We start from the raw sequence: 12,120 nt of genomic DNA on the forward strand, positions 1-12,120 counted from the left end.
TCACAGCGGCCTTTGCGCAGGAAAGAGATGGAGACGCCGAGAACAGCCGCCGCCTCCGTCTCATTGAGCATGAGCGGCAGTCTGTCCCAGTCCACCAGGGGAAGCGCTTCTTTGACGCGGGAACTGACTCTCATGCCGCCCACCTCCTTACAGCGCATTTACAGCGGAACATGCGCCAACAGCCGGGGCGACGTGAAAAACGCCGCGGACGAAGCGAGAAACTATTCAGTTTGCGGTAAAAAGTTTGGGATAGTTGTAGTGGTGTGTGATGTGAAGGCCCGGGCGGGTCTCCTGAGTCTGATTCTCCTGAACTGTCGCCGTTACCTCCGCCGCCGTCGCTGGACGCATGAGCGAAGGCCGGACGTAAAGCTCTGCGGTACGAACGGGCATTGTTGCGGGCGTGAACAGTGACGCGCAAACTTCTGGAGGGCGTCAATAAAACCATTTTCAAAGGTTTGAGGAAATCCGCTCCCTTCGCTGCTGTGACCCTGAACGCTTTTTTGATGAGCTTCGCATAAAGAGGATCGTCCTCTTTGAACGAAGGCGGATCTTCGGGGTTGCCCTGATTTTCCCTGATCTTCATCCTTACCTGCGAGACGACACGGATCGCCTGGGACACGTTTTGCGCTCCGAGCGCGACCGCGCAGAAAACAATCGCCGAAAAGAAACTGGCGACACCCGTATAGCTTGCCCACTTCGCGCCTGTTCTCTGAAAAACGGCAAGCAGCGCGATCATGAATAAGAATGACGCGAAACTACAGGTGAGCGCGATGTTGGACAGCCTGCTTGATTTGTTGAACACACGTTTTATCAACCGGTCAAATGTCAAAACTTCTCAACTCCTTCCCATTCCGGGACTTTCAAACTTTGTTTCATCATAACGCCAATTTCATGCTCTTTTGATGCCTTGTTCCGTCCTTGTTCCAAAAATTCAACTCCTTCCGTTCTCATACGAATCTCCAACTCTTTCCTCTACGCCATGTTTATACCATAAGTTCGTTCTTCTTTTGACATCATAAGCCTTTATTTGTGTTTTCGCTTCCGGTGCAAGGCATCGAGAAACCTGATGTTCATCTCATTTCGTTAATGTTGATAATAACCTATTTTATGATGAAGTCAAGTCTGTAAAATTAGATAACATAATAACTTAAACGAAAACTATAGAACGTTGTGGAACAAAATAGAACAAGGAGGAAAAAAGAAGCCAAACAAAAAAATCAACTTGGAATATGCAGAAAGAAAAGACTTCCTTATGAAAACGGCAAGGAGACGGCAAAGAAAATAAATAGGGCTCAGGAGAAATCCCCTGAACCCTTGATTTTACTGGAGCCGGTGAACAGATTCGAACTGTTGACCTGCGCATTACGAGTGCGCTGCTCTACCCCTGAGCCACACCGGCGCTTTCTCTAAAGAAACGAGACTCTGCCAAATATACAGTATCTTCGCCTCTTCCACATCACGAAGGAACATTCTATCAGGTTGCATTACGTTTGACAAGGTCAACTTCGTCGGATTGTCGCCGGCCGGTGATAACGTCTGGTATGGGAGAACAGTCGCGCCAATGAAGGGCCTTTGAGAGTTGGACCCGTTCTCTTGACATCGACGGCGGCATCACGCATAATAAAAACATAATACCTTTCAATTCAGTACAGATTTTACTCATAAGAGTTACTCGCAGTCAGGCTTCAGCGGTATTTCTCGATTACCTTCGGCAGGAGAAGGGCAGGGGAGTTGTCGTAAGACAGGCGAGGAGGTGAAGAGTGTTACTCTCGAAAGAATCTGTGGTTTCCATGTTTCGTTCCGTGGCCCTCATCTGGCAGCAAAATGCCGATTCTCTCAGCGACATCGACTCTCGTTTCGGTGATGGGGACCATGGCGTTACAATCGGAAAAATGGCGGCCCTGACTTTGGAGCGCCTCGACAGCTGGAAAGAGGAAAGCATCAAGGATTTCATCGAGGACCTGAGCACGGGCTTCATGGGCATCAGCGGCGGCAGCGCGGGGCCTTTGTACGGGACGTTGGTCGAAGGGCTGGCGGAGCCTCTGACTGATGAAACGGCAATAGACGCGACCACGCTGAAGGCCATGCTGACAGGCAGCCGGGAATCGCTTTTTGAGATCACGAAAGCCCGTGTGGGAGATAAAACCATGATGGACGCCCTGATCCCGGCCGTGGATGCCGCGTGTCAGGCGGAAAACGACGTGGTGAAGGTTCTTCAGGCGGCGTCAGGGGCGGCCCTTCAGGGGGCAAAGGATACCGCGAACATGGTAGCGAAGTTCGGTCGCGCCCGCAGTTACGGAGAAAAAACCCTTGGAACTCCCGATGTGGGAGCGGCAAGTACCGCTTTGCTGTTCCAGGGCTTTTTATATGGCGTCGAAAAGCAGGGTTGAGAAAAGCGGGGTTGACTTGAAATTGAATTGAAAGGAATACCGGTTTAAAACCAAAGGCCCGAAGTCACATAAATTCAGGAGGGGACAGCACATGAAGATGAAGAAATTTATCAACGCGCAGGAGAACCTCACGAAAGAACTGCTGGAAGGCTTTGCCGCCGCTCACGCCGACCTTGTGACGCTGAAACCCGGCAACATGGTGGTGAACAGGAAACTTGAAGCCGCTAATCGCGTTACCATTGTGACTCAGGGAGGGTCCGGGCACGAACCGGCCATTTCCGGATTTGTGGGCGACGGTATGGTGGATATCAGCGTCGTAGGGGACATCTTCGCCGCTCCGGGACCCCAGGCCTGCGTGGATGCCATCAAAATGGCGGACCGGGGGAAGGGAGTTCTGTACGTGGTGCTCAACCACGCGGGCGACATGCTGACCGGAAATCTGACCATGAAACAGGTGGAGAAGGAAGGACTTCACGTCATCAAAGTGGTGACTCAGGAGGACGTTTCCAACGCGCCTCGTTCCAACAGCGACGATCGGCGGGGACTTGTGGGCTGCATCCCCACGTACAAGATCGCGGGCGGGGCCGCGGCTGAAGGAAAAAGTCTCGAAGAGGTGGCTGCTGTCGCTCAGCGGTTCGCGGACAACATGGCGACCCTGGCGGTGGCCGTGCGGGGCGCGACTCACCCTTCCACGGGCAGTATGCTGGCCGACCTTGGGGAGGACGAAATGGAAATCGGCATGGGGCAGCACGGCGAGGGCGGCGGTGGGCGTTCTGCCATGAAAACCGCCGATGCCACCGCTGACATCATGCTGAACGCTCTCCTGAAGGACCTTTCCATCCAGTCCGGCGAAAAACTGATGCTTATCCTGAACGGGGCGGGAGCGACGACCCTGATGGAGCTGTTCATCATTTACCGCAGGTGCGTTCAAATTCTGAAGGAAAAGAATATCCAGCTTGTGGCGAATTATGTTGGAGAACTCCTGACCGTCCAGGAGCAGGCGGGATTTCAGATGTTTATCGCTCGAATGGACGACGAACTGCTCCGTTACTGGAATGCCCCCTGCAACACGCCTTACATGAAGAAGCAGTAGAGACCGGCAAAATATCCGAAAAGGAGGAGACGAAGATGAGCGCGGAATACATGCATATCGGGATACCGATAACCAACAGAAAACCCGGGATGGTTTACAACGAGGGAATGAAGCTTTGGATGAGCAACCCCGAGGACTACGATTATAAGATCGAGTATCTGAAGTTCGAAGAGGGAACGCCTTTCCCGGAGATTATGCACAAAAACCCGCACATCGCCTACAAAGTGGACGACGCGGAACATTATATCGCGGACGCGGATCAGGTGCTTTTTCCTCTGACGGAAATCGGGCCGGGTACTCGCATCGCCTTTGTCATCAAGGACAACACCATTCTGGAGCTGTACGAGCAGAAATAAGACCGGTAAATAAAAGCGGCGGACGGTTACGGGTGCAGCGTTTCCGTCCGCCGCTTTTATTTTGGGATATTCAGGGAATTGAAATCAGAGGGCTTTCAGCAGTTCTTCAGTCTCCGGCAGGTCCGAAAGATCCCGCGCGTAGTGAGCGAGCAGTATCGTTCGGTTTTCGTCGATGACAAAAACGGCGGGGAGCTGTTGTTCACAGCCTTCATATATGCCGTGAGTGATGCCCAGAGCGTTGGCCTTCTCCATTTTGTCCCGAAACTGTTTTTCGAGCGTCGGGTCCCGGGGAGGCGTTCCGGCCAGTCCCTTGATGAAAAATCCAATGTGGAGGTATCCGATATCGAAGAGACGGTAGAGCGTTCCCTCGGGGTCGCAAATGATTTCGAAGGGAAATTCCCCCTCTTTGATTTCGGAACGGACCGTTTCCGTCGAACTCTGAATTGCCACCCAGACCTGTACTCCTTTTTCAGCGAACCTGGCAAAATCCCCGGCGATCTCGCGAAACGCGAGTTTTGTCAGATTGCAGCCATAGTAACGCAGAAAATAGAGCACTTTCTTTTTCCCCGCGCCGGCGGAAGAGAACTGCTTTTCTCCCCCCCAGGGCGTGGTGAAGCTGAAATCGTCGACGACACTTCCCGAATGATACCGTTTGCCCATAAATGCCCTCTCCTTTTGAACGGTCTTTCCTTTAAGCTCTCTAATTTCTAAGTTTTCGTTTTCCCCACAGAGCTTAAAATAAATTGTTTCAGCTTTTCGAACAACGTATCAATTTTACAGGGAATTGTCCGGTCCAGGCTTTCCTGCACTCTGAGCGAGATTCCGATCATCACGGTGTGAACGAACATCGAAGCCACCGTAAACGTGTCGAAGGGTTCCACCATACCCCGTTCCACGCATCGATCCAGCCATTGTCGGGTGAAGTCCCGTCCGAATTTTAACAGAACATCGTTGAAAAGCTCCCCTGCCCGCTTGTTACGGAACTGTTCCGTCTGGATGAGCCCAAAAGCGTAACAGGTGAACATGTTTTTCATCTGCTTGGGTTCCGAGAACATAATATCCAGCATCTCCTCGAAGGTTTTCGCTTTCTCCAGTTCTTCTTCAAGGTGCCTGTGGTACAGAAAATACAGTTCTATCCCGTGATCCAGAACGGCGTCCCACAATTCCTCCTTGCCGGCGAAATGATTGTACAGCGCGCCGGGAGTAAGGCCAACCTTCACGGCGATGTCCCTCATGCTCACCGCGGAGTATCCGTTCATGGCGAAAAGAATCGTGGCTTCAATCAGGATGTGTTCTTTTGTCTGATTGCCAATGGAAGTGTACGGCAGAATATATTGTCGGCCCAAAACTTCAAAAATTGTAACATCATCTTTTGCCACTTTGCAGCCTCCTTGTCGCGAATCGCCGCCTGAGGGGGGTGAAGATGAAGCGGCGAAATTTATCCGACTATTCTCTCTCTCTCAATATACGAACCTTTTTGAAGTTTCGTCCCCGCGGGGATATAAACCCAGGGGGCAATCAGCGAAATGCCCCGGGGGCGGGCACACTCATCAGAAAAATCTCTCCTTTCTTTTTCCGCTCCGATTTCCACATTTTCCATCACTCTCGCGTTGGGGGCAAGAATAGCCCGGTGAATTTTCGCGTTCTTCCCGACGTACACGTTGGGCATCAAAATTGAATCCACCACTTCCGCTCCCCGCTCCACCACGACCGAGTCGGAGAGAATGGAATGCTCCACCCTTCCCTGAATGACCTGCAGGCCGGAGAGAATGCTCCTGCTGACGTGGGGAGTTTCCCTGACGTAGCCGGGAGCCGGGACTCCGTTGGACCGGAGAAGTCCTCCGGTTTTTGCCGCCAGAGCGAACAAAAGCGGGTCGTTCAGCAGATCCATGCCGGATTCCCACAGATCTTCCGCCGTATCCACTTCTTTCCGGTATCCCTCGAAGCGCCAGAGTTGCATTTTTTCTCCTCCCCGGAACATCGCCGGAAGCACATCTCTCTCAAAATCGAGCCAGGCGCTTTTTTCCTCTTCATCGCCCATCAGATACCGCTGCAGCGCCTCTCGCCGAAAGATGTAGATTCCTGTGGAAACGAGGTATTCCTGAGATTCATGCCGGCGGACAGGGCAAAATCTCAGAGTCGTGTTTTTGGGAGCCGCGGCCACGGCCAGGGTAACGGCGGCTCCGCTTTTTTTGTGGGCAGTCAGCATTTTTGCGCAGTCCGTTGTGAAGATCTGATCGCCGGGAAGAATGCAGACATGTTCCGGGGTGAAACGCTCGATAAAACTGAAATTCCGGCGTACCGCATCGACGGACCCCGTGTAATCTCTGCCCTGAACGTCGGAGGGCAGCATAAAGACGCCTCCCTCTCCGGAGGAAACCCAGGCTCGTCCGTTGCCGATATGACACAGCAGCTCCGGACTCGGCCCCTGAGAAAGGACTCCAACGACGTCCAGTCCTGAGCGGTTGCAGGCGCTCAGAGCAAAATCAATCAGCCTGTGACTGCCGCCGTAGAAAATCATTGATTTCGGTAAAAAGGCTGCCAGTGCTCCCGAGCCTCTTTTCTGCCCTTCGGCAAGAAGCATTGCGACGCATTCGCCTTTCATTTGAACCTCCGTGAGACTGATCAAATAAACGTTCGTTTATATCATTTACATTATTGTATAAAGACTTTGTCTATTCCGCAAGAGATCATTATAAAAATAGTCAAATAATTTTCAGGATACTTGAAAAATCTCGAAGGATTTCCGATCCTGTTCGTGGAGATGAAGTCCGCAAAAAAACAGCCCCGGACCTGCGAAAATCCGGGGTTGTTCTGATTTTTCAACTCACCTGTACCGGAAAATTTTGTTTCCGTGTCACACCAGTGATGACAAATACTGCGTCGCTCGTTCCTTTACGCGTTTTCCGTCGGCACGGCCGGCCACTTCAGGCATCAGAACCTTCATCAGTTTGCCCATATCCTTCGGGGAGGCGACGCCCGCCTTTTCCCCCGCGGCCCGGATGAGAGCGTCCAGTTCCTCGTCGCCAAGCTGGGCGGGAAGGTACTCCTCCAGAACGGCGGCTTCTTTCAGCTCCTCCTGTGCACGCGCAGAAACCCCCGCGGCCTCATATTGTTCCGCGGCTTCTCTGCGCTGTTTGATGAGGCGCCGCACCAGCGTCAGCGCGTCTTCTTCCGTCAGCGGCACAGCCTTGCCCCTGTCGGCCTGGGCTTTTTGGAACTCGGCCTTCAGCATACGCAAAACGGACAATTTCAATTCTTCCCGCGCCTTCATGGCAAGAACCAGATCGGCGGCAACTTTCGTCACAAGTCCCATTTTTATCCTCTTGATCTGCTGCTCCTGCGCTTCCTGGCAGCTTCGGCCCGCTTCAGCTTTTTGGCGTCGCTGGGCTTTTCGTAATGCTCTCTTTTTCGCGCTTCACGGAGTGTTCCTACTTTCGAAACCTCTCGTTTGAATCTGCGCAGAGCATCCTCCAGGCTTTCTCCATCCTTACGAATGACCGTCGTCATCTAACATCCCCCCCTTCCGGGTTTTCGACTGGCCTAACCCGGCGGCCAGCCAAAATTACGCCCCGACAGAAGGTGCAGATGAAGATGCGGCACCGTTTGTCCGCCCTGCACTCCCGTATTGATGACCATGCGGAACCCCTCTTTTTCGAGTCCCATACTGCGGGCGGTCTCCACCGCCCTGCCCATGACCAGGGTCCAGATATTCGGGTCGTCTGCCTCGGCGGCGGATACGATGTGCTGCACGGGAATGACAAGCAAATGCACAGGAGCCTGTGGAGAAGCATCGCGAATCACAACGACGGAATCATCCCTGTAGATAAAATCCACAGGAATTTCGCCCTTCGCTATTTTGCAGAAAATGCAATCACTCATCGTATATTCACCTCGCCTTAATTTTTAATTTTATAACATTCTCCGGCCAGGCACAATAGATAAAAAGAAACCTCCGGCAAAAAAACGGAACGAAAACTTTATCGGCGCGCCGCCGCATGGGTCGCGTCATCGCACCTCGAAATGTGCTATATTGAATTCCGTGACACATCCATTCCGCGCTCTATAAATCTGCGCCGTGCAAAGGAGCTTAACAGATATGAATCAGGAAGGAAAGCGCATCGTCGAAGACGCCCTCGAAGTGGCCCGGGAGGCGTTGCTGAAACTTAGCCACGACATCCACTCGAACCCCGAACTCGGTTTTGAGGAACACAAAGCGGCCCAATGGCAGGTGGAATTTTTAAAGGAACGGGGCTTTACCGTGGAGATTCCGTATTGCGGGCTGGCGACGGCTTACCGCGCCTCCCGGAGTTTCGGTTCCGGAAAACCGCGTATCGCCTTCATGGCGGAGTACGACGCCCTGGCGGGGGCCGGTCACGCCTGCGGGCACAATATCATCGCCTCTTCAGCCCTGGGCGCGGGGATCGCGTTGGCTCAGGCCCTGTCCGAAGCGAAGGTGGACGGGGAGGTCCTGGTGATCGGAACGCCGGGCGAAGAGGGACAGGGGGGCAAGGTTCATCTCGTGGAGAAGGGAGCTTTTGACGACGTGGACTTCGCGCTGATGATGCACCCTTCAACCCAGAACGTCATCGGAAGAGGCGCGCTGGCGGCTCAGGGAGTGACGGCGAGGTACCGGGGACGGGCCGTTCACTCGGCCTCTCCGGAAAAGGGAATCAACGCGCTGACCTCTCTGATCGCGCTCTTCAACGGCATCGATGCCCTGCGTCAGGTCTGGCCGGACACGGGACGCTGCAACGGCATCGTCACCTCGGGGGGAACGGCCTCGAATATCGTTCCCGAACTGGCGGAAGGGCGCTTCACGGTTCGGGCCGGGACGAAGCTGGAACTGACGGCCATGGTGGAGGGCATTCGCCGGGCGGCCCAGTCGGCAGCGGCCCTTACGGGGGCGGAACTGACCTTCGAAACAGCGCCTCTGTTTGCCGAACGCTACCCAAATATGACCATGGGGGAGCGGTTTAAAGTCCACCTGGAGGAACAGGGAGAGTCCGTGATGTATCCGAACCCGAAAGCGCGAGTGGGCTCTTCCGACGTGGGGAACGTTTCGATGGTGGTCCCCACGATCCACGATTACGTCTCCATCGCGGCGGAAACCGTTCTGGGGCACACGGACGAGTTTCGGGAGGCCGCGAAATCGCCCCGGGCCGATAAAGTCGTCCTGCTGGCAGCTCAGGCCCTCGCCCTTACCGGCTGGGACCTGGCAACGGACGAGGCTCTGCGGGCTCAGGCCCGGAAGGAATTCGAGGAAAACGCGGCTCCAAACCGCTGCTGACGAGCATCTCCGTCGTTTTTTGTTCTGACGGACCTTCTTGACGCGTTTTAAAACGAATGTTACTATTTTTAAAAATTCAGAGACAACACAACAGGTTAGACAGAAAAGTCAGGATAGAAAAAGAAAAGCGTGGAAATGAGCGGAATCGTGTCGAGCGTTGGCCGCGGCGCCGAAACCGGTCGTGGACCGTCAGGAAAGGAGGGAACCCTCGTCGCCGCGTGAACGGACGGTATGTTTTTCCAGAGACGGAGAATGTGCTTTTTCAGAGAGGGAGGAGTTCTTATGTGGGGCAAGGTTCCTATTCTCAAAACGATTCACAAGGTTCCGGGCGGTTTGATGGTGGTGTTTCTGGTGCTGGGGTGTCTGGTCAACACCTTTGCGCCGCAGTCTCTGATGATCGGAAGCTTCACGACATTTCTTTTCAAACAGGGAGCCATGCCCCTGATCGCGGTGCTGCTTTTCTGCAGCGGAGCTCAAATTACCGTCAGGACGGCAGGAGTCGCCCTGTGGAAGGGAATCGTTCTCAACACCAGCAAGGTTCTGCTGGGGGTCATTCCGGCCCTCATCGTGGGAAAGTTCGTGGGGCAGCACTCGACCTGGCTGGGGCTTACGCCTCTGGCGATGATCTCCGCCATGTCCAACTCCAACGGCGGGCTGTTCGCGGCCCTGGCTTCCCGTTATGGCGACGACTCGGACGTGGGAGCGGTGGCGGTGCTCTCCAGCAACGACGGTCCCTTCTTCGAGATGGCCTTCATGGCGGGGACGGGGCTGGCCAACATCCCCTGGATCACCCTGTGGGCGGTGGTCGTTCCCATTCTTATCGGAATGCTCCTGGGCAACCTGGACGACGATATTCGCGACTTCCTCAAACCGGGCGTCATGCTTTCCATCCCCTTCTTCGCCTTCCCGCTGGGGGCGGGGCTCAGCCTGAAGCAGCTTGTGGAGGCGGGGCTGCCCGGGATTCTGCTGGGGCTTTTGACGCTGGTGGTCACGGGGGTCGGCAGTTATTTCGTCTATAAGATCTTCGTCCCCAAATCCATGCGCAAAAGCGCCGCGGTTGGCGCGGGTGTAGGGACGAGCGCGGGCAACGCGGCCGCCACGCCGGCGGCTTTTGCGGCGGTGGATCCGTCCTTCGCCTCCTACGCGCCCATCGCTACGGCTCAGGTGGGAGCTTCCATCGTCATCACGGCCATTCTCTGCCCCCTGCTGGTGGACTACCTGTCGAGGCGGGAAGCGAAAAAGGCGGGTCTGGATGCGGCGGCCGGCGGCCCCGGAATCAAGGACATCGGCACCAATTTGTAAAGTTCTTCATCCTTTCGTTTCAAAGACCTTCCGTTTCAAAGGGTCTGGTTGCATACGACAATCCCCGGCAGACGACGGTTTCGCGTGCCGGGGATTTCCATCACACTTTTTCAGATAAGGAGAATCAGCGCCTGTAAAAACAAAAACCTTTTCCTTTTGGAATTTGCCTCGCTTGACCATTACAACTGCCTCTATCTCGGTAACTGCCCGGAAGAAGAACAGAGCCTCTCTGCCCTGAATCACCCTTGAAAAAATGTACGCGGCCTTCTGTCGCCGCGGACTTTTGAGGTCTCACTCCATTTTGTGGCCGACCTGTCCTTCGCTTCAGCCCATGATCAGGCGGGTCGCATCGGAATATCTGTCTTTCAGGTACAGGTTTGTCGCCATCACGGAACCATCGTTGCCGCATTTCGCGGGAATCATGGATCCGTCGGGCATCAGCCACTGGGGCCTGCCGTCGGAGTAGACCAGTTTTGTTGCTTCACAGCTCATCCATCCACCTCCCTTTCCTTTTGCATATTTAAGGTATGATACAGGAATTTACCTCAAAAGTCAAATTCCCTGTCACTTATCTGTTATTCATTGTTGTTCGTCTGTAATCAGGATATGCGCTTCAGATTTTCCCCGCGCGGGCAGGCGTTTTCCGTTCATCGCTGGAGCTTGTAAGGCTTATAATCAGACTATTTGCAATGAATCAGCATTTTTGATAACCTGTGTTTACTTTGTGAAATCAGATGAAAGGGTGGTTGGAAATGAAAAAGAGGCTCATGTCTGCCTTGTTGTTTCTGCTGGCGGTGTTGTTCACGGGAGGGTACGGCGCGTCACAGGCCGCCGACGGAGACAGGGAGGCCAATGTGAAAGAGGTCTGTGATTTCCTGAAAAGCTGTGGCAATTACTACATCGCCACAATGGAAGGCGACCAGCCGAGGGTACGCCCGTTCGGGAGCCTCGGTATTTTCGAGGGCAGGCTCTATATTCAGACAGGAAAAATCAAGGACGTGTCAAAGCAACTGGCCGCCAATCCCAAAGTCGAAATTTGCGCGCTCGACAAAAACGGAACGTGGGTTCGCATTCAGGCCGTTGCCGTCGACGACCCCAGAAGGGAGCCGAAACAGTTGTTGATCGACCTGCAGCCCGGACTGGAGAAAATGTATTCGGCGGACGACGACAACACGCAGGTTTTGTACCTCAAAGACGCCATCCCCAAATTTTGAAAGACAGGAGGATTTTGTGTTGAAAAAAATGATCATCTTGTGCTTCGCAGTCGTTGTTGTGGTGAGTTTGATGGCGTCTTCCGCGTTTGCCGACATTTTTAAGAAGGAAAACCATATCGTCCTGGACAAGCAGAAAGCGGGTGGCGGCGTCGGCGTTCTGTACGGCAAATACGCCTTCACCCGGGACATGCCCCCCATGGAGAATCCCGTCAGGGAAATAGGTTGGCTGACTCTCAAACCGGGAGATTCCATCGGATTCCACAAACACGACGTCAATGAAGACGTCTACATCGTCATCTCGGGAACAGGCACGTTCAAAAACGACGACGGGAAAGAGTATGAAGTGGGTCCCGGCGACATCACCATCGCCCGGAAGGGGCAGTCCCACGGCATGACCAACACCGGGAAGGAAGACCTGGTGATGATCTCCGTCATCGCAGGAGAAACCCCGAAATAGAAGGACTCATCAGACTTT

General features: G+C 54.0%; 15 protein-coding genes and 1 tRNA gene. 7 read left to right on the plus strand and 9 right to left on the minus strand.

All coding sequences use genetic code 11. The features are described from left to right. Positions 1-130: 130 nt before the first annotated feature. On the minus strand, positions 131-829 hold the full coding sequence (locus LBR61_08265) for a hypothetical protein (GenBank protein MDR1732073.1): 699 nt from the start codon (positions 827-829) through the stop codon (positions 131-133). A 495-nt stretch (positions 830-1,324) separates the two neighbouring features. Beyond that, a tRNA-Thr gene (locus LBR61_08270) sits at positions 1,325-1,399 on the minus strand. 361 nt (positions 1,400-1,760) lie between these two features. On the opposite strand from LBR61_08270, the gene LBR61_08275 reads away from it, so the two are divergent. From LBR61_08275 to LBR61_08285, 3 genes are all read left to right on the plus strand, one after another. After that, entirely contained in the window at positions 1,761-2,390 is a 630-nt protein-coding gene (locus tag LBR61_08275) for a dihydroxyacetone kinase subunit L (GenBank protein ID MDR1732074.1), read from the plus strand. Between the two features lie 91 nt (positions 2,391-2,481). Beyond that, complete coding sequence (locus LBR61_08280; GenBank protein MDR1732075.1) at positions 2,482-3,483, plus strand: dihydroxyacetone kinase subunit DhaK; 1,002 nt, start codon at positions 2,482-2,484, stop codon at positions 3,481-3,483. Positions 3,484-3,518: 35 nt separating this feature from the next. After that, positions 3,519-3,839, plus strand: coding sequence for a hypothetical protein (locus LBR61_08285; protein ID MDR1732076.1), 321 nt, complete (start codon positions 3,519-3,521; stop codon positions 3,837-3,839). Positions 3,840-3,923: 84 nt separating this feature from the next. Here LBR61_08285 and LBR61_08290 read toward each other — a convergent pair whose 3' ends face one another. The 6 genes from LBR61_08290 to LBR61_08315 form a co-directional block, all read right to left on the minus strand. After that, positions 3,924-4,499, minus strand: a complete 576-nt coding sequence (locus LBR61_08290) for a redoxin domain-containing protein (GenBank protein MDR1732077.1) — start codon at positions 4,497-4,499, stop codon at positions 3,924-3,926. Between the two features lie 47 nt (positions 4,500-4,546). After that, positions 4,547-5,218, minus strand: a complete 672-nt coding sequence (locus tag LBR61_08295; protein MDR1732078.1) for a TetR/AcrR family transcriptional regulator — start codon at positions 5,216-5,218, stop codon at positions 4,547-4,549. 59 nt (positions 5,219-5,277) lie between these two features. Further along, a complete protein-coding gene (locus tag LBR61_08300) occupies positions 5,278-6,444 on the minus strand; it encodes a hypothetical protein (protein ID MDR1732079.1) in 1,167 nt (388 codons plus the stop codon). A 252-nt stretch (positions 6,445-6,696) separates the two neighbouring features. Further along, a complete protein-coding gene (locus LBR61_08305; protein ID MDR1732080.1) occupies positions 6,697-7,155 on the minus strand; it encodes a GatB/YqeY domain-containing protein in 459 nt (152 codons plus the stop codon). Positions 7,156-7,157: 2 nt separating this feature from the next. Continuing rightward, positions 7,158-7,349 carry a 30S ribosomal protein S21 gene (gene rpsU / locus LBR61_08310; GenBank protein ID MDR1732081.1) on the minus strand — a complete coding sequence of 64 codons (192 nt, stop codon included), beginning with the start codon at positions 7,347-7,349 and terminating at the stop codon, positions 7,158-7,160. Between the two features lie 33 nt (positions 7,350-7,382). Continuing rightward, entirely contained in the window at positions 7,383-7,721 is a 339-nt protein-coding gene (locus LBR61_08315; GenBank protein MDR1732082.1) for a histidine triad nucleotide-binding protein, read from the minus strand. A 217-nt stretch (positions 7,722-7,938) separates the two neighbouring features. Here LBR61_08315 and LBR61_08320 point away from each other — a divergent pair, with 217 nt between their 5' ends. After that, positions 7,939-9,129 (plus strand): M20 family metallopeptidase, encoded by a 1,191-nt coding sequence (locus LBR61_08320; protein ID MDR1732083.1) that lies wholly within the window; start codon positions 7,939-7,941, stop codon positions 9,127-9,129. Between the two features lie 282 nt (positions 9,130-9,411). Beyond that, complete coding sequence (locus LBR61_08325) at positions 9,412-10,431, plus strand: 2-keto-3-deoxygluconate permease (GenBank protein ID MDR1732084.1); 1,020 nt, start codon at positions 9,412-9,414, stop codon at positions 10,429-10,431. 324 nt (positions 10,432-10,755) lie between these two features. Here LBR61_08325 and LBR61_08330 read toward each other — a convergent pair whose 3' ends face one another. After that, positions 10,756-10,923, minus strand: a complete 168-nt coding sequence (locus LBR61_08330) for a hypothetical protein (GenBank protein ID MDR1732085.1) — start codon at positions 10,921-10,923, stop codon at positions 10,756-10,758. Between the two features lie 284 nt (positions 10,924-11,207). On the opposite strand from LBR61_08330, the gene LBR61_08335 reads away from it, so the two are divergent. Further along, on the plus strand, positions 11,208-11,645 hold the full coding sequence (locus LBR61_08335) for a pyridoxamine 5'-phosphate oxidase family protein (protein MDR1732086.1): 438 nt from the start codon (positions 11,208-11,210) through the stop codon (positions 11,643-11,645). A 28-nt stretch (positions 11,646-11,673) separates the two neighbouring features. Then, on the plus strand, positions 11,674-12,102 hold the full coding sequence (locus LBR61_08340; protein MDR1732087.1) for a cupin domain-containing protein: 429 nt from the start codon (positions 11,674-11,676) through the stop codon (positions 12,100-12,102). Positions 12,103-12,120: the final 18 nt, after the last annotated feature.

This window comes from Synergistaceae bacterium (assembly GCA_031272035.1).
GTDB lineage: Bacteria > Synergistota > Synergistia > Synergistales > Aminobacteriaceae > JAISSA01.